Annotated in this window: 22 protein-coding genes; 11 read left to right on the top strand and 11 right to left on the bottom strand. The window is 49.9% G+C overall.

The genetic code is table 11. The annotated features are described in order from the left end of the window. From CFERDRAFT_RS02565 to CFERDRAFT_RS02550, 4 genes are all read left to right on the top strand, one after another. Nucleotides 1-349, top strand: a 349-nt coding sequence (locus CFERDRAFT_RS02565) for a HisA/HisF-related TIM barrel protein (protein ID WP_006365640.1), incomplete at its 5' end; no start/stop codon positions are given. 55 nt (nucleotides 350-404) lie between these two features. Further along, on the top strand, nucleotides 405-1004 hold the full coding sequence (scpB, locus tag CFERDRAFT_RS02560) for an SMC-Scp complex subunit ScpB (RefSeq protein WP_006365639.1): 600 nt from the start codon (nucleotides 405-407) through the stop codon (nucleotides 1002-1004). Nucleotides 1005-1024: 20 nt separating this feature from the next. Further along, the gene (locus tag CFERDRAFT_RS02555; RefSeq protein WP_006365637.1) at nucleotides 1025-1768 is read left to right on the top strand and encodes a pseudouridine synthase; all 744 of its coding nucleotides are present in this window, start codon (nucleotides 1025-1027) and stop codon (nucleotides 1766-1768) included. Between the two features lie 33 nt (nucleotides 1769-1801). Beyond that, complete coding sequence (locus CFERDRAFT_RS02550) at nucleotides 1802-3838, top strand: ComEA family DNA-binding protein (protein ID WP_232209742.1); 2037 nt, start codon at nucleotides 1802-1804, stop codon at nucleotides 3836-3838. A gap of 28 nt (nucleotides 3839-3866) precedes the next feature. Here the strand turns inward: CFERDRAFT_RS02550 and CFERDRAFT_RS02545 are convergent, their stop codons facing one another. Further along, nucleotides 3867-4814, bottom strand: coding sequence for an L-threonylcarbamoyladenylate synthase (locus tag CFERDRAFT_RS02545; RefSeq protein WP_006365634.1), 948 nt, complete (start codon nucleotides 4812-4814; stop codon nucleotides 3867-3869). Nucleotides 4815-4832: 18 nt separating this feature from the next. Beyond that, the gene (locus tag CFERDRAFT_RS02540) at nucleotides 4833-5504 is read right to left on the bottom strand and encodes a diacylglycerol/polyprenol kinase family protein (protein ID WP_006365632.1); all 672 of its coding nucleotides are present in this window, start codon (nucleotides 5502-5504) and stop codon (nucleotides 4833-4835) included. 370 nt (nucleotides 5505-5874) lie between these two features. Between CFERDRAFT_RS02540 and CFERDRAFT_RS02535 the strand changes: the two genes are divergently transcribed. From CFERDRAFT_RS02535 to CFERDRAFT_RS02525, 3 genes are all read left to right on the top strand, one after another. Continuing rightward, nucleotides 5875-7434, top strand: a complete 1560-nt coding sequence (locus tag CFERDRAFT_RS02535) for a Ppx/GppA phosphatase family protein (RefSeq protein ID WP_006365631.1) — start codon at nucleotides 5875-5877, stop codon at nucleotides 7432-7434. Then, nucleotides 7397-9301: an aminodeoxychorismate synthase component I gene (pabB, locus tag CFERDRAFT_RS02530; RefSeq protein WP_006365630.1), complete on the top strand. Its 1905-nt coding sequence runs from the start codon at nucleotides 7397-7399 to the stop codon at nucleotides 9299-9301. Before CFERDRAFT_RS02535 ends, pabB begins: the two co-directional genes overlap by 38 nt. 135 nt (nucleotides 9302-9436) lie before the next feature. Beyond that, entirely contained in the window at nucleotides 9437-9895 is a 459-nt protein-coding gene (locus CFERDRAFT_RS02525; RefSeq protein ID WP_006365629.1) for a hypothetical protein, read from the top strand. A gap of 121 nt (nucleotides 9896-10016) precedes the next feature. On the opposite strand, the gene nth is transcribed toward CFERDRAFT_RS02525, so the two are convergent. The 4 genes from nth to smc form a co-directional block, all read right to left on the bottom strand. Continuing rightward, on the bottom strand, nucleotides 10017-10652 hold the full coding sequence (gene nth, locus CFERDRAFT_RS02520; RefSeq protein ID WP_006365628.1) for an endonuclease III: 636 nt from the start codon (nucleotides 10650-10652) through the stop codon (nucleotides 10017-10019). 71 nt (nucleotides 10653-10723) lie between these two features. Continuing rightward, nucleotides 10724-11218: a transcription antitermination factor NusB gene (gene nusB, locus CFERDRAFT_RS02515; RefSeq protein WP_040432929.1), complete on the bottom strand. Its 495-nt coding sequence runs from the start codon at nucleotides 11216-11218 to the stop codon at nucleotides 10724-10726. Between the two features lie 10 nt (nucleotides 11219-11228). Then, nucleotides 11229-11930 carry an HAD hydrolase-like protein gene (locus tag CFERDRAFT_RS02510; RefSeq protein ID WP_006365626.1) on the bottom strand — a complete coding sequence of 234 codons (702 nt, stop codon included), beginning with the start codon at nucleotides 11928-11930 and terminating at the stop codon, nucleotides 11229-11231. Between the two features lie 19 nt (nucleotides 11931-11949). Continuing rightward, nucleotides 11950-15486 carry a chromosome segregation protein SMC gene (gene smc, locus CFERDRAFT_RS02505; RefSeq protein WP_006365625.1) on the bottom strand — a complete coding sequence of 1179 codons (3537 nt, stop codon included), beginning with the start codon at nucleotides 15484-15486 and terminating at the stop codon, nucleotides 11950-11952. Between the two features lie 412 nt (nucleotides 15487-15898). On the opposite strand from smc, the gene CFERDRAFT_RS02500 reads away from it, so the two are divergent. Continuing rightward, nucleotides 15899-16444 (top strand): ORF6N domain-containing protein, encoded by a 546-nt coding sequence (locus CFERDRAFT_RS02500; RefSeq protein ID WP_006365624.1) that lies wholly within the window; start codon nucleotides 15899-15901, stop codon nucleotides 16442-16444. A 131-nt stretch (nucleotides 16445-16575) separates the two neighbouring features. Here the strand turns inward: CFERDRAFT_RS02500 and folP are convergent, their stop codons facing one another. The 5 genes from folP to CFERDRAFT_RS02475 all read right to left on the bottom strand — a co-directional run bounded on the left by folP (nucleotide 16576) and on the right by CFERDRAFT_RS02475 (nucleotide 21691). Next, nucleotides 16576-17481, bottom strand: coding sequence for a dihydropteroate synthase (gene folP, locus CFERDRAFT_RS02495; protein WP_006365623.1), 906 nt, complete (start codon nucleotides 17479-17481; stop codon nucleotides 16576-16578). Nucleotides 17482-17501: 20 nt separating this feature from the next. Then, nucleotides 17502-18521 carry a site-2 protease family protein gene (locus tag CFERDRAFT_RS02490; RefSeq protein WP_006365622.1) on the bottom strand — a complete coding sequence of 340 codons (1020 nt, stop codon included), beginning with the start codon at nucleotides 18519-18521 and terminating at the stop codon, nucleotides 17502-17504. A 121-nt stretch (nucleotides 18522-18642) separates the two neighbouring features. Then, nucleotides 18643-20208 carry a hypothetical protein gene (locus CFERDRAFT_RS02485; RefSeq protein WP_006365621.1) on the bottom strand — a complete coding sequence of 522 codons (1566 nt, stop codon included), beginning with the start codon at nucleotides 20206-20208 and terminating at the stop codon, nucleotides 18643-18645. 50 nt (nucleotides 20209-20258) lie between these two features. Then, nucleotides 20259-20738, bottom strand: a complete 480-nt coding sequence (locus tag CFERDRAFT_RS02480) for a heme-binding domain-containing protein (RefSeq protein WP_006365620.1) — start codon at nucleotides 20736-20738, stop codon at nucleotides 20259-20261. A gap of 53 nt (nucleotides 20739-20791) precedes the next feature. Further along, nucleotides 20792-21691, bottom strand: coding sequence for a class I SAM-dependent methyltransferase (locus tag CFERDRAFT_RS02475; protein ID WP_006365619.1), 900 nt, complete (start codon nucleotides 21689-21691; stop codon nucleotides 20792-20794). A gap of 238 nt (nucleotides 21692-21929) precedes the next feature. Between CFERDRAFT_RS02475 and CFERDRAFT_RS02470 the strand changes: the two genes are divergently transcribed. From CFERDRAFT_RS02470 to CFERDRAFT_RS02460, 3 genes are all read left to right on the top strand, one after another. Further along, nucleotides 21930-22352 (top strand): RrF2 family transcriptional regulator, encoded by a 423-nt coding sequence (locus CFERDRAFT_RS02470; RefSeq protein ID WP_006365618.1) that lies wholly within the window; start codon nucleotides 21930-21932, stop codon nucleotides 22350-22352. 40 nt (nucleotides 22353-22392) lie between these two features. Then, nucleotides 22393-23262 (top strand): ATP-binding protein, encoded by an 870-nt coding sequence (locus CFERDRAFT_RS02465; protein WP_006365617.1) that lies wholly within the window; start codon nucleotides 22393-22395, stop codon nucleotides 23260-23262. Between the two features lie 112 nt (nucleotides 23263-23374). After that, nucleotides 23375-23863 (top strand): tetratricopeptide repeat protein, encoded by a 489-nt coding sequence (locus CFERDRAFT_RS02460; RefSeq protein WP_156777965.1) that lies wholly within the window; start codon nucleotides 23375-23377, stop codon nucleotides 23861-23863. Nucleotides 23864-23869 lie beyond the last annotated feature (6 nt).

Here is a 23869-nt window from a genome sequence, read left to right as displayed (position 1 = left end):
GACAGAGAGCAGCGGCCTTAAGGATTTTGATCTTGCGCTTCAGATGAAGTCGATGGGCATTGAACGGGTGATCTATACCGACATCTCCCGTGACGGCATGATGCAGGGATTCGGATATGAAAGCACCAAAAGGTTTGCCGAGCGGGCAGGCATGAAAATTACGGCTTCCGGTGGCGTAACCAATGCCGAGGATATGAAGCGGCTTCTTGAGCTGAAACCATACGGTGTTGATTCGGTTATTATCGGCAAGGCGCTCTACGAATGCAATTTCCCCTGTCAGGAGTTGTGGTACGCCTTTGAAGAGGGTATTACTCTGGATCACAATTTTTCGACAGCCCGGAAAAAATAGTTCCGTTTTTTTGAGGAGCCCCCATCCTCTTTTCCAACAGGGATAACAGAAAAACGTGCATAATCTGGACCAACAGTTGCAGCAGCAGATCGAAGCGGTCATTTTTGCCTCTGAAGAGGCCGTCACCATTCAGACCATTCGCCAGGTTACCGGGAGGGAGTTTGATTCGGCAGGGTTGCAGGCCGTAATTGACCAGCTCAACTCCGAGTATGAGTTTACCGGCAGGACATTCCGCATTCACCGGATTGCCGGTGGTTATCGATTTCTTTCAACTCCCGAGTTTGCCGATACCATCAAAAAACTGCTTGCCCCGAAAATTCAGAGACGGCTTTCCCGATCAATTCTTGAAGTTCTTGCTGTTATTGCCTATAATCAGCCGGTGACCCGTGCAGAGATTCAGCAGATCCGGGGGGTGAGCCCGGAGTACGCTATTGATCGGCTGCTGCATCGGGGATTCATTGAAGTGCGCGGCAGGGCTGAAACTCCGGGTAAACCGCTGCAATACGGCACCACCAGGGATTTTCTGGATCTCTTTCACCTCTCATCATTAAAGGATCTGCCGAAGCTGCGCGAGATCCGTGAAATTCTTCAGGAGAACGAGGAGCAGGAGTATCTTGCCCGGCCTGACGGGCAGGAAAACGTTTTATCCGATTAAAGGGGATACGATATACCAGTATGAAAAACAGTACGAACAGTGAAGAGGTCAGAATAAACCGGTTTCTTGCTTTATGCGGCATAGCATCCAGACGGGCTGCCGACCAGCTTGTTCTGGAGGGGCGCGTTATGGTAAATGGTACCGTAATTACCCAGCCTGGCACAAAGGTTAATCCCGATAAGGATGAGGTTATTGTGGATGGCCAGAAGTATGCACAGCCCGAGAGTCGAAAGGTCTATATCCTTTTCAATAAACCCCGAAACGTCATCTCCACCAGCAGTGATGAGAAGAACCGGGAGATGGTGCTTGATTACATCGATGTCAAGGAGCGGGTTTTTCCGGTAGGCCGTCTTGACAGAAAGACTACCGGCCTGATCCTTTTGACCAATGACGGAACACTTGCCAATAAACTCATGCACCCTTCATCAAACGTAAAAAAAGAGTATATTGCGGTATTGGGGGAGAAGTTTCCGGCAAGCATGCTGCCTCAGCTGACCGGAGGCATGCGCCTGAAGGATACCGGTGAAAAGGTCCGCCCGTGCAGGGCGAAACTGCTTGATGAGGGCATGCAGGTACTTTTGAGTATTCACGAGGGCAAAAATCATCAGGTCAGGAGAATGTTCGAGACCCTCGGTTATGAAGTTAAAAGACTTGAACGGGTGGCTTATGCAGGGTTGACTATCGGCGAACTTCGCAGGGGAGAGTGGCGCTATCTCAGTCGCAATGAGGTACGGGAGCTCTACAAACTCGCTGAAAGCCCCTGAGCCGGTTTTATCAACGAATAAAACCTCATGGTCATGAAATTTCAGATACTTCTTCAGAAACATCATGCCATGAGGGTTATGATGTTTATTCTCCTTTTACTTCTTCATGCTGTTTTCTCCCGCCCGGGTTTCAGTTCCGGCAATGATCTTCAGGAGCTCATCGACAAGGCCGAATCTGAAGGCAATATTGAGCGCCTGATTGAGGTGATTGAAGAACTGAAAAAAAACAGAATCTCTCTCAATGATGCCGACGCGAGTGAACTTCGTCAGTTGCCATGGCTGACGGCGTCCGACGTCAATGCTATTCTTGCCCGTCGCCGACAGAAAGGAGCGTTTCTCCTCGTTGAGGAGCTTGAGCCTCTTATCGGGCAAGAGAAAACCGCTGCTATTGCCCCCTATATTTTTGTGAAAGCCGTACGTTCGAGGCGTAAAATCGAACAGAGAGAGGGATTTAAAGGAACACTGTACAGTCGTTTTTTTCGGGAGACAACCGAGCGGGAAGGAGTTATTAACGGTAATTACCGTGGAGGGAACAGCAAGCTCTACAACCGGCTGCAACTCTCGGTTCCCCGTGTGAACGCCACTATTGTTCAGGAAAAAGATATCGGAGAAGCGGACCTTGCCGATTATACCTCAGTAAGTATCAATCTGCACGATGCCGGGATTATCAAGAGTGCTGTTTTCGGCAACTATACACTCAATGTTGGCCAGGGGCTGCTCATCGGTCAGGGGCGGTATTTTTCAAAAGGGTCCGATCCTGCAGGAAGTGTCAGGCTGTCATCAAAAATTTTGCAACCCTATGCTTCGAGTTCAGAATACGGTTTCTTTCAGGGGGGCGCCGCGACCCTGAAGCTTGATCCATTGGAGATAACCCAGTTTTACTCGGTAAACCGGGTTGACGCACGTATCAACAGCTCCGGTCTTATCTCCAGCTTCGATGAAGCGGGTTATCATCGTACCGAACTTGAGGAGAGCCGCAAGGATAATGTCACTGAAACCGCTGTTGGTGCAAACCTGCGCTATCACTTTAATACCGGGAGCTTTCGTGGTCTTATAGGAGGCAGCATGCTCTACTACAGCTACTCCGAGCCGATAGCACAGCTTGATCCTGATGGAACGGGCGCCAGGATCTCCTCTTCGAGCAGCTACAGTCTTGAAACTGATTGCTCACTGGGAAAGGTCTCTCTTTTTGCAGAGACAGCTTTTTCTGAACGTCCTGCTGATCTCTCCTGGACGGCGGGTCTGGAGTATGAGTTGCTCCGGGGAGTCAATACGGTGGCCGCGCTGCGGCGCTATGGTCAGCATTACTTTTCTCCTTTTGCCGGTGCATTCGCTGAAAGGGGCAGCGGCGCGTCAAACGAGGATGGATACTATTTTGGAATCAGTGCAGAGCTCAGCAAGAGGGTTACTCTCGGAGCCTGTTATGACCGCTTCACCTTTCCATCTCTGAGTGGTGATTCAGATTATCCTTTCCCTTCCACCGGACATGACCTGAGGGGTTTTGCTTCATGGAAGGCTTTTTCGCCCGTAACCCTGAACCTGCAGCTTCAGGAGAAGTATAAGGAGGAGGCTCGCCTCCAGAGCCCGCAAGGATCATCCGGTATCTGGACAGCACTTCCTGTGAAAACAAGCCGGGCACGGCTTGATTGTGAAATCAGCCCCTCTCGACGCATCAGGTTCAGGAGCCGGGGAGAGGTTAAAAAAGTAGTGAACAGGTTTCTTGCCGGAGATGAAACATTTTATGGATGGCTGGTTTATCAACAGCTGCATGTCGAAACCGGCCGTTTGGTCTTCAAGGGGCGGTTAACTCTTTTCAATACTGAAGATTATGATGCAGCACTCTATGCAGCCGAAGATGATCTTCCGCTGACCTCCAGCCTCGGGGTTTATGACGGGCGGGGAAAATCCCTCTATCTGATAGCGTTGTGGCAGGTTGTGAAACAGATGAAGCTGGGGGCCAGATTTGAGAAGAGCTGGTATTCAGACCGAACGGTATACAGCAGCGGGAACGACCTTCGTGCGACCAGTGCTCCGGGGTCAGTGCATCTTGGATGCATGCTCTCATTTTGATCGGAAGTGCTCTTGCTTTTTCCTGCCCTTATTCCTTGCCTGCAGCTCTGGTAAGCCGGTCCCTGATCGCCCTGCCAATGCCGGTTGATGAGGGCAGCTCACAGTAGATCACCCTGATACCTTCGGCATCGCACAACCGGAAAAAACTGAACAGTTCCCTGCCATACTCTTCCGGACTGATGCAGTGCCTGGCAACCCTTACTCCTTCGGGTGGCCGGGAGAGACCGATATAGGCTGAATCCGGTTCGGCAGTTATCGGTTCATGCGGAGTGCAAAGTACTATTGATGCTTTCGGCGCATAGTGCAGGTACTTTAATCCGGGGCTTTTCGGGCGGCTCTCTTTTCCGGTTCCGGCATTCAGTGTGATGCCGGGAACAACCTCCTGCAACGCTTCAAACGTTATAGCGCCGGCCCTGAGCAGGACAGGGGAAGCTCCCGAACAGTCAACAATGGTCGATTCCAGTCCGATGGTGCTCTCTTCTCCCTTCAGGATGCACGAAATCCTGCCGTCAAGATCCTTGAAGACGGCATGCCAGCTTGTAGAACTCGGAAGCCCGGATAGGTTGGCTGAAGGAGCGGCTACAGGGCCGCAGGCGAGTCGAAGAAACTCCCTTGCCACAGGATTTGCCGGGCAGCGTACCCCTACGGTATCAAGGCCTGCCGTGACGATGTCGGGGACGGATTTATTTTTTTTCAGTACGAGAGTCAGAGGACCGGGAAAAAAACGTTCAATAAGTTTTTCGGCGCTTTCATTGATCTCTGAGGCTACATCATCAAGCTGTTTGATATTGTATATATGCACGATCAGAGGGTTGTCACCCGGCCGGCCCTTGGCCTGAAAGATTTTCCCGATCGCTTCCGGATGGCAGATACAGGCACCAAGACCGTAAACGGTTTCCGTCGGAAAGGCCACTACACATCCCGAATTCAGAATGCGGGCGGCTTCTTCAGTTGAGTCAGTGAGGATGGTCTGCATGGTATTCTGCAATGAGCACTAAAGGCCGATGAAAAAAAATGCCAACGTTCCCGGCAGAAAGAGCATATAGCAGAGCGTTCCGAATGTTGCGCTGACAAGAGGTATGGAAAGGTTATCATCAATTCTGAAACTGCCAATCCGCAAAACAAAAGACTCTGTTACCGTTGCCACTAATGCCATGGCAAATCCGATACCGGGATTGATTTCGGGAATGAGCTTCATGATCAGAAGAGCAGAGAGAAAAAAAGCCATACTTCCTTCAATGCTTTTCTGGCCGAACCGGTGTTTTCCGAAAGCTTTTCCGATAATGGCCGCCAGGGTGTCGGAGACGGCAACCATTGAGAATGCCGCGATGGCAATGATTTTCGGAAAAAAAAGCACCAGGAGAAGTGCCGACAAGGTAATGCAGGTTGCTCCGTTCAGATGGTTTTTTTCTCCCTTGATCTCATGCGTTCTCAACATGGAGTCAAACGTTTTGTGATACCATTTCGATACCGGTGGTACGAAATTTTTCAGGAGATCAACCAGAAAGAAACCGGAAAAAAGAGGCAGAAGCAAAAGAAGAGCAAGCTCCCTGGTGATAAAATAGTAGATCACCGGAATAGAGAGGGAGGAGAGGTGAATAGCTTTGCGTGCTACTTCATAGCGAAGTTCAAGCCGGTCGAGTTCTTCCTTGTTAACAGGCATCATGTAAAAGTCGTGAAATAGTCATCATTAAACGGTTTCCTGAATGTCAACCGGCACAGGCAGGAATATACACCGAAATTTCCAAACCATTTTCAACGCAAAAGCAGGTACCTCCTGCGGAAGTTTTATTTTGCCATTTTTCAAAAGCAAGAGAAGGACCAAAAGGAGTTCAGGGAGAGCAGGTACCAAGAGAAATATTACGATTAAACATATACGCGTTCAATTGGCAATCTCTTTTTTCTTGTCCACTGTTGTCCACTTCTGTCCACCATTTCTTCGTCCACACTGTCCACTTTCCCACTCTTCAACTCCGAAATTGCTCTAATTCTTGTATTTTGTTAGCGCTTCAATAAATCGTGACAAGGCCAACGGTATGACGAATGAAAAAATCAGGGTAGCCGCTATTGATCTCGGCACCAACTCTTTCCACATGATTATTGTTGAAGAGAGCAAGGGGAAGGGAATTGTTGAGATTGACCGGGTTAAGGATATGCTCTGTATTGGAAAAGGCAGTATCTCAACGAAAATGCTCGATGAAGAGGCTATGCTTTCGGGTATCGCTACCCTCAGGAAGTTTCTTATACTGGCCACACATCATGGTGTTGCACAGGAAAACGTTATTGCCTTTGCTACCAGTGCCATTCGGGAAGCTAAAAATCAGGGTGATTTTCTCCGGCGTATCAGGGAGGAAACGGGTATAAAGGTTAAAGTCATCTCCGGCAGGGAAGAGGCTGAATTTATCTATTACGGGGTACGTAACGCCGTGAAGATTGGTGAAGCTCCGGATCTTCTCTTTGATATCGGTGGCGGTTCCGTTGAATTTGTCATTGCTGATCAGCAGGGTGTACGGCTGCTTGAGAGCCGTAAAATAGGCGTCGCAAGAATGCGTGAACGGTTTGTTCTCTCAGACCCGATTGATTCCGGCGATATCAAACTGCTCGAACAGTTTTTTGCAGCAGAGATGGTCTCTGCCGTCAACAGAGCAGCTGAACTTAATGTATCCAGAGCTATTGCATCCTCAGGAACTGCTCAGAATATTGCCCGCATGATCCGCTCGGTGAACGGTCTTGAGAGCGAAGTATCACTGAACAACAGTGCCTTTACCAGAGCGGAGTTTATTGAACTCTATCACAGAGTGCTGCCGCTCAACGCCGTCAAAAGGCGAAAAATGACCGGCCTTGATGAAAAGAGGGTCGATCTGATTGTGCCGGGTCTGATTCTTGTCGACATGATTTTCAGACTGTTCAATATTGAAGAGATTGTCATCTCTGATTATGCTCTTCGTGAGGGGATGGTGCTGCACTATCTCAGACATCGCCTGGAGCACGAAATTCATGAGGGGATGATTCCGGGACAGGATATCAGAAGGGAGAGCGTTTATGAACTCGGCTTCCGATGTGACTGGAACCAGGGGCATGCCGAGCAGGTGGCAGGACTCTCTTTACAACTGTATGATACGCTTGCATCCCAGCACCAGCTTGAGGCGCCATACCGTGAACTTCTGGAGTACGCATCACTGCTTCATAATATCGGGACCTTTATCTCCATCTCTTCGCATCACAAGCACAGCCAGTATATCATCATGAACGGGGAGTTGCGCGGGTTTTCCCCTTCGGAAATCGAGATTATCGGCCATGTTGCCCGTTACCATCGCAAATCCCCTCCTTCCGAAAAGAACATGGCGTACAGCATGCTCAAGCCAAAACACAAACGTGCTGTTGATGTGCTTTCAGGTATTCTCCGGCTTGCCAATGGACTTGAGCGGGGGCATCGCCAGAATGTCGAGTCGATTGAAGCAGAAGAAAAGGGCAAGGGGATTACGCTCTTACTGAAAACCCGTGTTGAGCCCGAAATTGAAATCTGGGCCGCCGACCAGCTCAAACCATGGCTGGAAAATGTTTTACAAAAAAAAATCACTATTGCTGTGCTCTGAAGGCAAAGGGATTGCCACTCTCGAGCAGCTTGCCGCTCTGTTGTCAAGGGATGGTTCGATCTGGCTGGAATCCGCTTTCTGTAATGGAGATGATGGAGGGGCGCGGCTTTTTTACGATCCGCTGGAGATTGTAGAACTCAACTCACTTTCGGATATCAAACCCTTTTTCAGAAGGCTCGAAAAAAAACTCGATGAAGGTTTTTTTCTCGCAGGCTTGATGAGTTATGAGGCGGGGTACGGGTTTGAACCGGCAATTTTTCCCGACCGGGAAGCAAATCTCCCACCATCCCCATTGGCATGGTTCGGTGTCTACCGGGAGCCCTGTCGTCTATCTGCCGAACAGGTAGCGCAGCTCTTTTCTGAATCTGCCGGACCGGGTGAGGCGGCCGGCCTTTTTGATCTCACGTTCAATCTTTCAGGGGAGCAGTATACCAACACAATCCGCAATATCCGGGAGGAGATAGCTGCAGGAAATCTCTATCAGGTGAACTTTACCGGACGGTATCGATTCTCTTTCGATGGAGAGGTCCCGCTGCTTTTTTCCCGTTTGCGATTCCTGCAGCCCTCATCATATACCGCATGGCTCAATTACCGGGAGCGCATCACGCTCTCTTTTTCACCCGAACTGTTTTTCAGACGGAGCGGGCCCGAAATTGAAACCATGCCGATGAAGGGAACCGCTCCGAGGGGCAGCTCCGGGGAGGAGGACCAAACCCTCAGAGAGAGGCTTGCACTTTGCCCGAAAAACAGGGCGGAGAATCTCATGATTGTTGATCTTCTTCGCAACGATCTCGGACGGATTTGCCGGCCGGGTTCAGTTGAGACCGGGGGACTCTTTGTGACCGAAACATGGCCGACCCTTCACCAGATGGTTTCGACTATTCGGGGTGAAGAGCGGGAGGATGTCGGTTTGTATGAGCTTTTCAGGGCACTCTACCCTTCAGGATCAATAACCGGAGCGCCCAAAATCAAGGCGATGAAAGTGATCCAATCCCTTGAGCCGGATCCAAGGGGGATATACACCGGTACGATCGGTTATATCACTCCGGAGCGGGATATGCTTTTTAATGTGGCGATCCGTACTCTTGAACTTTCCGGAAGAGAAGGGGTGTATGGCTCCGGCAGCGGAATTGTCTGGGATTCCGATCCGGAAGAGGAGTACCGCGAGTGCCGGCTCAAGGCGAAAATTCTTCAGGTCTCCATGAGCAGGGATATGATGCTGTTTGAAAGCCTGCTCTGGGCCGGAAGCTATCTCTGGCTTGATGAGCACCTTGATCGAATGGAAGCATCGGCAAGCGCTCTCGGGTTTCTTTTTGACCGGAGATCGGCACGTACATTGCTCGGCAGGCTTGAATCGGAGTTATCCCGATCCGGCAACCGTTTCAAGGTACGGCTCAATCTCTCCGACGCAGGAGCGTTCAGCGCTGTTCATGAACCGGTTGCACAGCATGCTCTGGCGGGGCCGGTGCGTCTTGCTCTTGCCGCCCACCCCGCAGACTCCTCAGAGCCTTTGCGCTACCATAAAACCACGCAAAGAGAGCTCTACGACGGCTATTTTGCTCTTGCCCGGAACAAGGGCTTTGATGAGGTACTCTTTCTAAATGAGCGCAAAGAGGTCACTGAAGGAGCGATCAGCACTATTTTTATCCGAAAAGGAAAGCAGTTCTATACGCCTCCGATTCAATCAGGGATTCTGAACGGTATTTTTCGCGGCTACTTTCTCACTACCCGACCATATGCCGGTGAAAAAGTACTCACGCTCAAGGATCTGAGGGATGCTGATATGATCTATATCGCAAATTCAGTTCGCGGTTTGAGACCTGCGGTTTTCAATGGTGATGAAATTCTCTTGCAGACGAAGGGTTGATGCTGCCGTTAAAGAGCTGTATATTACTGTATGTTAATACTATAAAAAGGGAGAACTCTTTGTTGTCGTGAGCTCCACCCGCGATGGAAGAACAGATAAATTTGCTATTCCCGAAACATTTTACCGATTCCCACAATGCGTGACCACACTCCTGACTTTACCATGCATGAGCTCTCCGGTGAAAACAAGGCGCTCATCCGGAACACCGTTCAGCAGCTCTTCGAAAAGCTTTCCGGTGACGGCAAGCTGACCGGCGATACTCTTCTTGAGTTCTGGATTGAAGTTCCCGGTCAGAAGCGTCCGCGAGGAACATTCAGCGGTGGTTTTCTGATGCCGGACAGTTTTATTTATATCAGCGACTACTTTCAGCCGGATGCAACCTCACTCAAGCCGGGAGGTGATTATGAGGTGAAAGGGGAGGGTCTTGACAAGGTATGGGATGATCTGCTTGATGAACTTTTCTATCAGGTTGAGATCTTTACGTCACCGGTCTTTCCGGCAAAAGGTGTAACGCTGGAACTCTGGGCAGGCAATCGGCAGCGCCCTGAAGGCGAATGGGTCTACGCTGTTGACCGGAAGATAGAACTGCACTGAAGAGATTATGGATTTTGAATGCTGAATTTTGGATTGAATTGTAGGGGCGAACCTGCGTGTTCGCCCTTCCGGGATAAAATTTCTCTTCATCCTTGTAGTCCCTGTAGTCCTTTAAGTCCTTTTAGCTGTGCAATTGAGCGTAATCGCACACAAAGGAGAGCGGGCAGTTTTGGCATTCGGGTTTTTTTGCCTTGCAGGTGTAGCGTCCGTGCAGCAGGAGATAGTGATGAAAGTCAATAACCCACGCTTCGGGGATGATTTTCATCAGTTCGGTTTCAGTCTCTTCCACTTTCCCTGTCTTTACCACTCCGATTCTGTTTGAAACCCGGTGAACATGGGTATCAACCGGCATGACCGGCTGGCGGAAGGCATTGCTCAGCACAACGTTGGCGGTTTTTCTTCCTACTCCGGGAAGGCTTTCAAGCGCAGCTCTTCTGTCAGGAACTCTGCCTTCGTATTCGTTGACCAGAATTCTGCTGACTTCAAGGATGTTTTTTGCCTTGTTGTTGAAATAGTTGATAGAGCGGACAAGGTTTTTAACCTCATCCAGCTCCATGCGGCTCAGCGAGTTGGCATCCGGAGCAACCTTGAACAGTTCACGGGTAATGACGTTGACCTGCCGGTCGGTTGACTGGGCGGCAAGGATTGTCGCGATCAGCAACTGAAAGGGGTTTTCGTAGTTGAGTTCGCTTTTCGGGTTCGGGTATCTGCTTCCAAGCACCTCTTTCAGCAGGACGATTTTTTCTTTAGGGGTCATACAGGTCAACTTTCAAAACCAAAATCTTTCATAAGTACAGTAAATCATGAACGTCCCCTTCTCCGCTCCTGTCAGCTCTCGATCTCCGGTTTCTGAACTTTGGCGGTTGAGTGGTCGATAAGTCCCCGTCCGTTTTTATGGACTTTTCCTTCGGCTTTCAGCTCATTGAAGATGGCGTCAAGAATCCCGTTGACAAACTTGCTGCTTTTGTCAGTGCTGGTGAATTTTTTTGCGATTTCGATCGCTTCATTGATCGAAACTTTGGGTGGAATATCCTCGCAGTAGAGGATTTCAGCAAGAGCCATGCGCAGAATGTTCTTGTCGATGATAGCAATACGGCTCATATCCCAGTTAAAGGTATGCTTGGCAATATAGCGGTCAATCTCCTCGCGGTTCTCCTTGATGCTTTTCAGGAGCAGATTGAAAAATTTCATGGCGTTGGCATCATCAAGGATCTCCTGCGTTAAAAGCCATCCGGCAGCAGAGTCTATATCGGTCTCTCTGATTTCTATGGTATAGAGTGCCTGTAAAATCTTTTCACGGATTTGTCGACGGTAGGTCTTCATAAAAGAGCAATTAGTTGATTTTTGTTCGGAGTATCTCACTGATAACAAGATCGGTCTGGCATAAGTTTTCCAGTACCACATCCGGTTTGTGTTTTTTCAGTTCACCTGCTGAATAGGTTCCGGTGGCTACAGCAATTGACTTTGCATGATGCGCCCTGGCGCAGGCAATGTCATGTTCCGTATCGCCGATAATGATGACTTCATCCTCTGAAAACCTCCGTCCTGTCATCCGGTAAGCCTTTTCAACGGCGACCGGAGGCAGGGCGTTACGGCTTTTTGCGTCATCGGCAAATGCTCCGAACGGAAAATAGTGGTCTATAAAGGGGAGGCGCAGCTTGTGGCGTCCCGATTCCTCAAAATTTCCGGTCAGAAGACCAAGCATCAGTTCTGATCGGACCGAAAGCTCATCGAGCAGCTCCCGGACTCCCTCCATCAGGGTGACATCTTCAGGTTTGGCCAGATCCCTGAACATCTCGATATAGGTTGCCTTTGCCAGCTCAAACTTCCCTGCAATATCCTCTTCGCTCAGTCCGGCACTCTGCAGTACTTCATACATAATGACACTGTCCATCTTGCCGGCAAAGTTATGCGTACCGGTACTTCCTTCAGTGCCGTATACCTCTTTAAGCGCATCACCAAGCACACTCCGGTTGATCTTGCCTACCGATAGCAGCGTTCCGTCAATGTCAAATAACACCAGTTTCTTGAGCATCTCCTTTTCCCGGGCTTCTTCAGTTTCTGATATTTTCCAGCCGGACGGGAATCAGTTTTGATACCCCTTCCTCTTCCATGGTGACCCCGTAAAGAGCCTGACATGAAGCCATGGTTTTTTTGTTGTGCGTAACAATAATAAATTGGGTGTTATTCTCAAATTTTTTCAGGAGTTTAATGAACCTTCCGACATTTGCATCATCCAGCGGAGCATCCACTTCGTCAAGAATGCAGAACGGACTCGGTTTGACCAGATAGATGGCAAACAGGAGTGAAAGGGCGGTCAAGGCTTTCTCTCCTCCGCTGAGCTGTTCGATCGAGAGCGGTTTTTTGCCTCTTGGTTTGGCCACAATTTCGATATGAGCTTCAAGAGGGTCTTCACCGGCATGCATGATCAGATCCACTTCATCTTCGGGATCAAAGAGCTCATGAAAAATCGTGATAAAGTTTTTCCGCACTTCCCGCCAGGTTGCTTCGAATTTCTCAAGGGCGGTCTTGTTGATCTCATCGATGGTTGTGCGAAGCTGTGTTTCAGCGCTGAGCAGATCCTCCTTCTGCTCGGTCAGGAAGTCAAATCGCTCTTTCTCGGTTTCATACTCTTCAAGCGCAAGCTCATTGACGGCTCCGAACTGTTCCCGTTGCCGCAGAAGCTGTTCAAGTTTTTCTGCCGCTTTTTTACGGTCAAATGAGTTGTCAATGGCCGGTGGACTCATGATGGCAAGATCACAATCATGTTTCAGCTGCACGGCAGTGAAGAGGTGGTCAAGTGATTGATCGAGCTGTGAGCGTTCCTGTAAAAGTGCCGAGAGGAGCTGCATGCCTACTTCATGTTTCCGGCGAAGATCCCTCAGCTGGCCAAGGGTCTCATGATGCTGTGCCTGGCGTTCCCTGTATGCCGATTCAAGCTCGTTGAGCCGTTTCTGCTCTTCGGCGGAAAGAATGCGCAGCGAGTCGAGCTTTTCCCTGATTTGCAAGGATGCGCCGGAGCCCCGGCTTATCTCTTTTTCAGAACTCTCCTTTTCGGCCCTCATCCTGCTGATCTCGTCATGCAGCGTCGTAAGTCTCTGGTCGGCAGCAGCAATGTTCAGCTTGAGCTTTTCAAGTTCGAGCAGCCCGTCCTTATAACGGCTCTGGCGGGTCTGGACATCCCTGCCAAGCTCATGGTAGCGGTTTTCAAACGAGGTAAGGCTCTCCTGCAGTTTCCGGATAGTATCTCTGATAAGCCGCCCTTTCGCTTCACTATCGGTGATTGAAGGCAGCAGCTTTTGCAGTTCAGTGTCGCAACTGTTTTTCTGCTGGATGAGTGACTCGATTTCACGCCCGGTCTGTTCTGACTCCTGTTTCATTCCGTTTTTTTCGGCGTCAATCCGGGCAGCCCGTTTTTCAAGTGCTCCGAGCTCTGACTCAAGCCGCTCAATGTCGCGGCGCTGTTCCGCCGTTTTTATTGAGCCGAGCTCCTCGCGCAGAATCCGGAGACTCTCCTCCTCCTTCTGAATGGTTTTCTCAATTGCGGCAACCTCTTTTTGCAACCGTTCACGTTCCGATTTTTTACCTAAACGCAACCCTTCGCTGTTTTTTGAGCTTCCGCCGAAGAGGACCCCGCTGCCGCTGAATTTTTCCCCCTCAAGCGTGACGAATGAGCAGTCAGGATGCTGCAGGGCAAGGGTTTCGGCCTCCTGGAGGCTCTCGGTGATGTAGCTTTTTCCCAGTGCGAGGCAGAGAGCGGCCTGCAGCTCCGGCGGACAGTCGATAACGTCGAGTGTTTTTTCTGCGCCGTTGAGTGCTTTGTACTCACCGGCGGCGGAACCGTCAACAAGATCAAGGACCAGAAAATGAACTTTACCCTTGTCTGATTTTGTAAGGTTTGCAATTCCCTCCCTGGCCTCACTGAGCGAGCGGCAGACATAGTAGTTCATGCTTTCGCCAAGCGCGGCATTGACTGCTTTGCGGTAACGGTCGTCAAGAGAGAGAAGATCGGAGATGCAGCCAAGGCCGGTTGTACCGTTTTTCTGCTTTTCAAGGAATGCGAGCCCTTCAGGCATCCCTTCAAAGTTATCCAGCACGGAATTGGCAAGCAGAATACGGTTATGCAGTTTGTCGCGCCCGTACCGGCGGAGCAGAAGAGCCTCTCTTTTTTCTTCAATCCGTGCATTTATGCTCTCGCGGTGCTCCAGAAGAAGGCTCTCGCGTGTTTTTGCTTCGCCAAGTTCGTTCTGTTTGCGGTTAATCTCTTCTGAAAGCCGGTGGTCACTTTCGGCCGCTTCTGCCAGTTTTTGCAGAATGGTCACTTTTTTTGTTTCAAGCCGCTCAACCGAGGTGCGCAGATGCTCTTTTTTTGATTCGAGGCTTCGTTTCGTCAGGGCAAGCTGATTGTCGGCACTCTGCTGTTCTGCACTTCTTCTTCGTTCCCTCGAAAGTTCATCCCTCTCCCGGCGCAGTGTCCTGTCAAGCCGGTCGTGCTCATCAGCCAGGCTTTTAAATGCATCGTAGAGTTCGGAACAGCTCTCTTCACAGGGGACGCTCTGCTGCAGCAGCTCGTTTTTGAGCTGCTCCTGTTCACTGATACTCTGCTCTTTTTCAGTGATGATTGCGGCTGTCCGGGCTATGACCGATACCAGATTTTTTTGATGCTCTTCATGCTGGAGGAGCTGTTTTTCAAGCAGGTGAATCTGCTGATTCCGCTCGTTGAGCGATTTCTGTGTTTCAGAGAGCGTGGTCTCTTCCTGAAGCAGCCCCAGTTCACGCTCCTGGGTAATGCTGTCTTCAGTGGCGATTTTTGCTGTACACTCATGATTCCGCAGCTCCTCCTCCCTGATCCGTTGCCGCATGGGCTCAAGCTTTTCGCGTAACTCCTCCATGGAAAGCCATGAGAGAGCCAGATCAAGCTCGCGAATCTCCTTTTTCAGTTCCCGCAGTTTCTCAGCTTTTCTGACCTGGAGTTTCAGGCTCCGTACCTTTTTTTCAACTTCAGCCAGCACATCATCCACCCTTGAGAGGTCACGTGATGCGCTTTCAAGCAGTTTGAATGTCTGTTTTCTGCGCTGTTTGTAACGGGTAATACCTGCGGCCTCTTCAAAAAGCTTGAGCCGCTCCTCGCTTTTATTGCTGATGATCTCTTCAATCATCTTCAGCTCGATAACCGAATAGGCATCACTGCCCATGCCGGTATCGGTGAAAAGGTCGAGAATATCCTTGAGGCGGCAGGGGACCTGGTTTAACAGGAACTCACTCTCTCCACTCCGGTACAGACGGCGGGTGACGGTCACTTCGGTATACTCGATCGGGAGCACATTTTTTGTGTTCTCAACGGTGATGGAAACTTCGGTAAGACTGAGCGGCTTGAGGTTTTTCGATCCGTTGAAAATAATGTTCTCCATTTTTGCGGATCGGAGCAGGGATGATTTCTGTTCGCCGAGAACCCAGCGCATCGCATCAACAACGTTGGTCTTGCCGCATCCATTGGGGCCGACAATTGCTGTAAGTCCCTTGTCAAAGCTTATTCTGACCTTGTGAGCAAAGCTTTTAAAGCCGAAGAGTTCAATTTTGGAAAGGTACATCTGAACAGTGAGGGTTTGACAATCTCGATTCAGGCACAGATATCAAAAGTAAGAAAAAAAACGGTATACCAGTGAATTCGAAGGATTATGCGGGAATAGGACCAACAGGAGAGATGGGACAATGAAGCATATCAATGCGCTCTCATTTTTGTCATCCCGAACGAAGAGAGGGATCTGATTGTCGTGAGTGAGTTCCCTCCTTTCAGTTCGGGATGACGGTGGGTTCTGGATGACATGGGGGGCTCCCAATATCACGCTCCTCTGGAGTTTGAAGAAATTATCTTTTCGTCGAATTCAAAATCCAAACCTCAAAATCTCTTTTGTTTGTACTTGATGGATAAGTAAAATATTTTTTGCGATTTTTTACTGAAAGGCGTAAATATAGAGTATAACCAATACAGTCTGCATTCGCATGAACGGTCTTGTGAAAATTGAGCATTTAAAAGAACTTCTCATCGAAATACGGGAGCAAATGGTTTTGCTCGATAGCAATGTTGCTGAAATTTATGGGGTTGAAGTTAAACGAATAAATGAGGCTGTAAAAAATAACCCTGACAAGTTTCCTGATGGATACCTTTTGGATCTTGAGAAAAATGAGTGGGATGCATTGAAGTCGAAATTTTCGACTTCGATAAAAGGTGGCAAAGTAAAGTTGCCAACTGCATTTACAGAAAAAGGGCTCTATATGCTTGCCACTATACTCAAAAGTCCTCAAGCTACGCAAGCTACAATCTCAATTGTCGAGACCTTTTCAAAAATCAGAGAACTCTCCAGAAGTGTAAAAGAATTGTCTGTTGCAAAAGATAAAGCCGAACAAAATTCGCTTATGCAAAAAAGTGGCGAGTTGATTGCAGAGATCTTTGACGACGATTTACAGACAAGCGATTCTGAAACCTCAATAGAACTTAACTTTGCAGTATTGAAATTCAGGCATACAATAAAAAAGAAGAAAAAATGACGCCGGGGAAAAAGGACCAGAAGGAGTTCAGGGACAGCAAGGACGATGAGGAATAAAGGGATGCTCCTTTCTCAAAGAGGGCGATCGCACAGGATCGCCCCTACACCAATTCAAAATTCAGAATCCACAATTCAAAATCTCTTCATCGCTTCCAGCACACGAAGGCTTTGGGCGGCTTCTTTCACATCATGAACCCTGAGGATGTTCGCTCCGTTGATAAGCGCGATGGTATCTGCCGTTATTGTGGCCGGCAGTCTTTCGGAGGGGGGGAGCATCTCCTCTCCCTCAGGGGTGACGGCATAACCGAGAAATGATTTTCGTGAGAGTCCTGCAAGGATAGGCCGCCCGAGCGTTTTGAGTGAGCTGAGGCCGTCAAGCAGACGGAAGTTCTCCTCAACACTTTTTCCGAATCCGAATCCGGGATCGATGATAATGTCATGAATCGAATTTTTTTCAGCAACAGCAATCGACTGCTCCAGAAAGCAGCTCACCCTTGCAAGGATATCGCCCTTGTCGGAACCGGTATCGGTGCTCCAGAGCATGGATTGCGGTTTCACGGGAGTGTGCATCAGAATTACCGCAGCGCTGTAGTGGCGGCAAACCGCCGGAAGAGCGGCATCAAAGGTGAAACCGGAGATATCATTGATCAGATGAGCGCCGGCCTGAAGCGCTTTTTCAGCAACCCCGGCTTTGTAGGTGTCAATTGAGATCAGCACATCGGTTTTTCTCTGCAAAAGCTCGATAAGCGGAATGGTTCGCTTGATCTCCTCCCTGACGGAAATTTTTTCAGCGCCGGGGCGTGAAGATTCTCCGCCGATATCGATAATCGAAGCGCCTTCCCGGATCATCTCAAGCGCGTGATCCAGTGCCCGGTCAAGATCAATCCCCCCGCTCTTTTTATGTAATGATCCGCCGTCAAAAAAGGAGTCGGGCGTGGTATTCAGGATACCCATGATTTTGGGACCGGAGGAGAGATCCAGCAATCTGCCCCTGCAGTTGATCTGCAATGCTGTTGATGCATCTTCTCCGCTCTTCATGACATAGTGCTTCTTGTGTTTCAGATGATACCGAACGGTACCGGGGTAAAGGTCAAAAGAAAGATGGCAATTGCAACCCAGCCGATCAAGTAACGTGAAAATGAAAGAGGCTCATCGTGTTCCGTTGGCGGGTGATTCATGCCGATGAGCCGTGAAAGAATAACGGCCCAGAGGATCCAGCCCGACCACGACCAGTGGAGAAGCAGCTCCGGTATGAGAGAAACTGCTTCGGGTTTAAGCAGGGAGAGCAGCAGCTCAAGCAGCGAGGGAAAGCCGAGAATAGTGATAAAAATGAGAAATCCCCTTGCTGACGTTGCATGACCTTTTCTTCCGAACATTGCGTAGATGATGTGTCCGCCATCGAGCTGTCCAACGGGAAGAAGGTTGAGCGCGGTTACGAGCGAGCCGAGCCATCCGGTGAAGAGATAGGGATAGTGATACATCTCGCTCATGGGAGGGAGCTCTTTCGGGGCTATCGTTTTTTCAAGCAGAATCCAGAGCAGATTTTTTCCAAGCGTGAGGCTCCCCTGCGGCGCCGGGGCGTGCACGGTCAGGGATGCCTTGAGCTCGGGGTGAATGGTATAGATATAATCAGCCGGAGGTAGATTCAGAAAACCATAGAGCAGAAGTCCGAAACAGACAATGAAGCCGCTTAACGGGCCGGTTATTCCGATATCGAAGAGGGCTTTTGTTCCCGGCATTCGATCCCTGATTTTTATGACCGCTCCCATGGTTCCGAGGCTGAGCATAAACGGCAGGGGAGGAAGGGGAATGTAGTAGGGGAGTGTAGCCATAACCCGATGACGCTGAGCGGCGATAAAATGGCCGAACTCATGAACGCTTAAAAAAAGAAGCAGGGAGAGAGAGTATTGCGTTCCGGAAGCGAGATTGTCAAGGAAAGGAAAGGTGCTCTTGACGGTAACCGGATGCCCGCTCCAGAATGCCCCTGCCCAGAGTGTGGTAAACACCGTCAGGAGAAACAGAAGGAGATGAAGCGGGTAGTTCTGGTAGTAGCCTGTACCGGATTTTTGGGGATTCATCTGAAAATGGCTGAAACATTGGCAAGGCCGCACTTATTCTTATAGGCACCACGATCAATTGTCGTGAGCGATCAGCTTTTTAAGCCCCGGAGGGGCGAAATATTGGTAGCACAGCCCCGAATCAATCTGTTTCGCTCATATAACTTTTAAAATTGTAGCCCAGTGAAAGTCCGATCACATTGGCCTTGAAATCTCCGTTCATGGCCTGCATCCGGCCTGCACTCATCATCGCCGACAGCGCGGGGCTGATATCATAGCCAACACCGAGGTTACCCTGCCACACCAGCCCTGAACCGATCGCCAGACCGCCGCCGCCAGCAGCGCCGACCAATCCCTCGGCATTCAGGAAGAGATTTCCAGCAACCGTTTTTCGGGATCCCGTGCCGACAAGGCCGGTCATATAGGCTCCGGCTCCACCGCCATAAGCAGCAAGGCCCTGCCCCGTAAGATACCAGTCGCGATCGAGGAAGTAATCAATCTGAACACCAAGGTTATCAACATTCTGATCGGCGTGATGGCTCCGCCAGTTATCGGCAGCCTTGAAATAGGTCTGACTGACTGCGCGGATTTGCATGCATGCAGGCACAAAAATGTGGTTATCAGCAGCCTCTGTTTTTTGCCTGCTCCTGTTTCCTGTCTGGTATCCGATCTTGAATGCGAGCGTTTTGGCTTCAAAGGTGCCGGTATTGGATTTCAGATAGCCCGCTGAAATATCAGCAAAGAGATTCCGGGTAAGAAAATATTGCATGTCCGCAGAGGCATTAAACAGAAGTCCGCCTCCCGAATCAATACCTCCTCCACCTCCGCCGCCGAGGGAGAGGTCGGAACTTGCATAGAGATTTCCGCCAAGCGGTACTCTGTAGCCTCCGCCAGCCAGAATCTGCATGTATCCGGCGCTGTTGCCTCCTGCTGCGCCTTCGGTTTCCAGCCGGGCAAACCAGGTATCATCAAGATAGGTACGCCACTCAATACCGAGGAGTGAGAGGTTTCCCTGAGGAGTACCTGTATCGGTCAGGGTTGTGCTGGCAATATGCAGATCACGCTTCATCACAGCCAGAGCATGTCTTTTTGGCGATAATTGCAGGTATTGATCGCTCTTCAGTGTACGATTGCCGGTATTGTTCCGGCTTTTTTCAACAAAGGAATAAAAGGGAAGGGTATAGGAGACAAAAGGCTGGGTTGAGGTAATCGTGCCGCCATCAGGAAAGTCCACATGGCTTACCCCTGCTCCTAACCTGCCCCATGATCCGAGATCATAGGTCAGAGCCGCATGCGAGCGAAGCATAAGCCCGCCACCACTGAGCGTATAGCCGCCTCGGCCTCCGCCTCCGCCGATAAAGAGTCCGGTGTCAACACCGATTCTCTCTGTGAGCGGGAAGAATAGCCCGCCATCAATACCGAGGGTGATAAACCCCCCCCGTTCGCCTTTTACCGCCATCCATGAGCCTACGCCGGCATGGAAATTTTTTGTGAAATCATGGCTTATCCCAAGCGAGGTCATGCCCATCTTTTCATTTCCGGGCAGCGTGAACTCCTCATAGGAAATTTTCAGAGACCCGGTTGAGAGGGGTGATGCTTCACCCCTCTCTGTTCCGTAAGCCGCTGAACTGCTGAGAAGTGCACCAAGGAGAAGAGTTCTCCCCAGGATGCGGTGACCACTCATGGATGTCGGTATTTGTAGTCTCATCACTATGTTTTTAACCGTTTAACAGGCTTGAAAAAGTTCCGGCACGGTGTTTAATCCTTATCCTTCGGTTTGGCCGCTCCCTTCGCATCCTTTTTTTCGTTCTTCTCATCTCCGAATGTTGCTACGAGTCCATTGACCAGCTCCTCCTTCTCCTGTGCATTCAGCTTGGCTTCCGGATGTGCCGGCAGGTAGATAACCATCGGCATTTTGCCTTTTCTTACCTCTTCTGCAGCTTTTTCACCCTCATTTTCTTCAGGCCGGCCCCATTCGGATACATTGAATGCCTCGCGTCCCATGGAGACATCGAGCTGGGTTAACCAGGAGGCGGGAGCGACCGAGCTGTACCATGGCCAGACGGTATTATTGGAATGGCAGTCTTTGCAGGCGCGGTTAAAAAGCTCCTGTGTTCTCGGGGAGTCCCATTTTGGTTCACCGGTTACGGGTGGATTTGTGTGATCACGCCCGTAAGGGACAAGCTGAATGGCTGCAAGGGCAATAGCTGCGCCGCCTAAAAATTTTACAAAATTCATCTGTTTGCTCTCCTTCTTATCGTTGATTAATAAGGGTTTAAAAAAATCAGGGTTCAGAACCGGACAGAAAGTATGCTCAGTGGCCAGGAGCAGGCAACCTGATGATCTCTTTTGCCTGTCGCGATCTCTGCAATCATATCCAGTTCGAGTTCGGTATAGAATTTTCGTGCCGAGGTCAGCCCGTCAAGTGTAAATGCCGTTATGCCCTGCATTGCGGCAATTAGTGGCACCCCGCCCGCAAGCAGCAGACTCCGGTATCCATCAATGCCCACAAATGCTGTTGTGGCATGCTCTCTGGAGCGGGCAATAATGACGGCAAGCTGACCCGGTGTGAAGTGGTGCAGGCTTTGAGCCATCACCATAACGTCAAACTCATCTTTTTTCAGCTCGGTAAGTTCAAGGGCATTGAGTCTGCGAAACTCTGCAGGAGTACTATTTTCCTCAGCCCTGCGCCTTGCTTCATCAATATAAGCGGGAACGATATCCGATCCGGTAACCGTGACCGGCAGCTTTTTTTGCCGGACTGCCTCAGCAAGAGCCAGAGTCAGCCCTCCGGAACCACACGCCAGTTCAACTACCCTTGCATTCCTTTGTTCACGCCGGGCAATATCAAGGAGCATCGGCAGAAGAAGATCGACATAACGCTGATAGAGCTGCATCATGGCGTTTTGCCGGTCGAGCGCATTGACCAGTTTCAGCTTTTCGCATTCCGGAAGATCCCGGTCATCCATATGCTCGTTTTCCGTGGTGCGCAACGCCCGGTCAATCAGTTCCGGCAGAAGAAACCCCCCTCCGAATTTTTCTGAGACCCTGAATCGTTCATCAAGAAAGCGGGATAAAACGGAGTTTGCCGCTGTTTCAAGCTCCTCCGCCTTCTCCCAGTGGGGAGGAAATATTCCCTCCCTGCGAAGATTGTCAAGCGCTTTGAAACCCGCAGTTTTCAGTTGCAGCATAATGTGTCCCGGTCTGTAGGGTTTCCTTTTCCTGAACTCTAATATACACAGCCTGAAGCATTTATGAAAAACCGCACCACTTGCATTGACACGCAGTGTTCATAAGCGTCATCTTCCTTTTGTAAAGGCGGAGTCTATCTGTTTTTTTTGAAACAAATCATGATCGCCGGAAACTATTAAAAAAAGATTTTGCTTTTCAATTAACTGATACTAAATTGGTATCAAATAAGATTTGACTATGAAAGTACTGACAAAAAATACGGATTACGCCATTCGGGCACTGCTGGCTCTTGCCGCTGAAAAAGGGAGTTATCTCTCCGCAAAGGCTATTGCTTCAGGGCAGGATATTCCCTACCAGTTTTTGCGCCGGCTTTTGCAGGAGATGATCCGCCACAATCTCATTGTTTCGAAGGAGGGGGCTCGTGGTGGTTTTATGCTCGAAAAGGATCCGGATGCCATCACGGTGACGCAGCTGATCGAGATTTTTCAGGGGAAGGTGCAGGTCTCGGAGTGCATGTTCCGCAAGCAGATCTGTGGCAATCGTTCACGGTGTGTGCTCCGTCACGAAATCATGCGCATCGAGCAGGTGGTGCAGAGCGAATTTGAAAAAGTCACCATCGGCAAACTGCTCCGTGATCTTGAAGCGGCAAACAGGAAGTGACAGGCAGTAAAAACAATCTTACTCATAATAATTATTAACCATGCAACGCCAGATAATCACCATAGATGAAACAAAATGCACCGGTTGCGGAGAGTGTATTCCCGGATGCCCTGAAGGCGCATTGCAGGTAATTGACGGCAAGGCGCGCCTTGTCAGTGATCTGTTCTGCGATGGTCTCGGTGCCTGTATAGGGCACTGTCCGACCGGAGCGATGAAAATAGAGAGCCGTGAAGCCGAGCCCTATGATGAAAAACGGGTTATGCATGAGAGTATCGTCAAAGGAGGCCCGAATGTGATCGCGGCGCATCTCAGCCATCTGATTGAACATAACGAGCAGGGATACCTGCAGCAGGCACTCGAGTACCTCAAGGAGCAGGGAATCGCCAATCCTCTGCACTCCTCTTCCGCTCATGCGTCACATCACCATGGTGCGCATGGCGGGGGATGCCCGGGCAGTAAAATGATGGATTTCCGTGACAGCGGAGCCTCTTCAAACGTAGCGGCAGCTCATTCGGCAGCCTCGCCGGAGAGTGCACTGCGCCAGTGGCCGATCCAGCTCCATCTGGTTTCACCGCAGGCGCCATATTTTCAGGGTTCCGATCTTTTGCTTGCTGCCGACTGCGCCGCATTTGCTGTTGGCGATTTTCACGCAAAGTTCATGAGCGGCAAAAGCCTTGCGATAGCATGCCCGAAACTTGATTCGGAGATGGATATCTACGTGGACAAACTGGCTGCCATGATTGACCTCTCACACATTAACACTATCACCGTTGTAATCATGGAGGTTCCCTGTTGTGGCGGCCTGATGTCGATTGTTGCCGAAGCGCAGAAAAAAGCCTCCCGCAAGGTTCCGGTCAAAAAAGTGGTTATCAGCCTGAAGGGCGAGACCATGAAGGAAGAGTGGGTTTGAATGTAGGGGCGACCCTGCGTGGTCGCCCTTTTGCAGAAGGTGATCAAGGGAATTCTCTTCTTTGTTGATGTCCTTCAAGTCTTTTTCCTAAATGAACAACCCTGAACAAGCGATGCTGAAAGATGCGATGGGGGGCTACAGAGGTACAGCCATAGAGATCAGCCGTGTAATCCTGGCTGAACCGGACAATGCGGATGCATACTGTAACAGGGCAAATGCGTTGAGCAGCACAGGGGATTATGAAGGTGCAATCGGGGATTATACAACTGCCTTGAAGATAGGATTGCGGTTTCGTGAAGCGATAACGGCATACGGTAACCGGGGGATTGCAAGGCTCAATGTTGGTGACATCTCTGGCGCCATGGAAGACTTCAGTGAAATTATTGAGCGAAAGCCCAACAACAGCCGGTTGCTCTATGCAGCATACCACAGCAGGGCATTGGTAAAAAAACAGATTGGCGATAGGGAAGGTGCGGCAGAAGATATAAAGGAGGCTTCAATGCTGTTACCAAACATAAAGGTACAACATATTAATTGTCGTGAGAAGCCCGAGAACAAGGCGGACGGAGCGCAGAAACCGGAGTGTACACGTAGTACATGAGGATTT

This window comes from Chlorobium ferrooxidans DSM 13031 (assembly GCF_000168715.1).
Lineage (GTDB): Bacteria > Bacteroidota > Chlorobiia > Chlorobiales > Chlorobiaceae > Chlorobium > Chlorobium ferrooxidans.
This window is presented reverse-complemented; position numbering and strand designations above follow the sequence as displayed.

Coding starts and splice junctions, on each gene's coding strand:
- CFERDRAFT_RS02555 (WP_006365637.1), top strand. CDS start 1,025: ATGAAAAACAGTACGAACAGTGAAGAGGTCAGAATAAACCGGTTTCTT.
- CFERDRAFT_RS02550 (WP_232209742.1), top strand. CDS start 1,802: ATGAAATTTCAGATACTTCTTCAGAAACATCATGCCATGAGGGTTATG.
- CFERDRAFT_RS02545 (WP_006365634.1), bottom strand. CDS start 4,814: ATGCAGACCATCCTCACTGACTCAACTGAAGAAGCCGCCCGCATTCTG.
- CFERDRAFT_RS02540 (WP_006365632.1), bottom strand. CDS start 5,504: ATGATGCCTGTTAACAAGGAAGAACTCGACCGGCTTGAACTTCGCTAT.
- CFERDRAFT_RS02535 (WP_006365631.1), top strand. CDS start 5,875: ATGACGAATGAAAAAATCAGGGTAGCCGCTATTGATCTCGGCACCAAC.
- pabB (WP_006365630.1), top strand. CDS start 7,397: ATGTTTTACAAAAAAAAATCACTATTGCTGTGCTCTGAAGGCAAAGGG.
- CFERDRAFT_RS02525 (WP_006365629.1), top strand. CDS start 9,437: ATGCGTGACCACACTCCTGACTTTACCATGCATGAGCTCTCCGGTGAA.
- nth (WP_006365628.1), bottom strand. CDS start 10,652: ATGACCCCTAAAGAAAAAATCGTCCTGCTGAAAGAGGTGCTTGGAAGC.
- nusB (WP_040432929.1), bottom strand. CDS start 11,218: ATGAAGACCTACCGTCGACAAATCCGTGAAAAGATTTTACAGGCACTC.
- CFERDRAFT_RS02510 (WP_006365626.1), bottom strand. CDS start 11,930: ATGCTCAAGAAACTGGTGTTATTTGACATTGACGGAACGCTGCTATCG.
- smc (WP_006365625.1), bottom strand. CDS start 15,486: ATGTACCTTTCCAAAATTGAACTCTTCGGCTTTAAAAGCTTTGCTCAC.
- CFERDRAFT_RS02500 (WP_006365624.1), top strand. CDS start 15,899: ATGAACGGTCTTGTGAAAATTGAGCATTTAAAAGAACTTCTCATCGAA.
- folP (WP_006365623.1), bottom strand. CDS start 17,481: ATGAAGAGCGGAGAAGATGCATCAACAGCATTGCAGATCAACTGCAGG.
- CFERDRAFT_RS02490 (WP_006365622.1), bottom strand. CDS start 18,521: ATGAATCCCCAAAAATCCGGTACAGGCTACTACCAGAACTACCCGCTT.
- CFERDRAFT_RS02485 (WP_006365621.1), bottom strand. CDS start 20,208: ATGAGACTACAAATACCGACATCCATGAGTGGTCACCGCATCCTGGGG.
- CFERDRAFT_RS02480 (WP_006365620.1), bottom strand. CDS start 20,738: ATGAATTTTGTAAAATTTTTAGGCGGCGCAGCTATTGCCCTTGCAGCC.
- CFERDRAFT_RS02475 (WP_006365619.1), bottom strand. CDS start 21,691: ATGCTGCAACTGAAAACTGCGGGTTTCAAAGCGCTTGACAATCTTCGC.
- CFERDRAFT_RS02470 (WP_006365618.1), top strand. CDS start 21,930: ATGAAAGTACTGACAAAAAATACGGATTACGCCATTCGGGCACTGCTG.
- CFERDRAFT_RS02465 (WP_006365617.1), top strand. CDS start 22,393: ATGCAACGCCAGATAATCACCATAGATGAAACAAAATGCACCGGTTGC.
- CFERDRAFT_RS02460 (WP_156777965.1), top strand. CDS start 23,375: ATGCTGAAAGATGCGATGGGGGGCTACAGAGGTACAGCCATAGAGATC.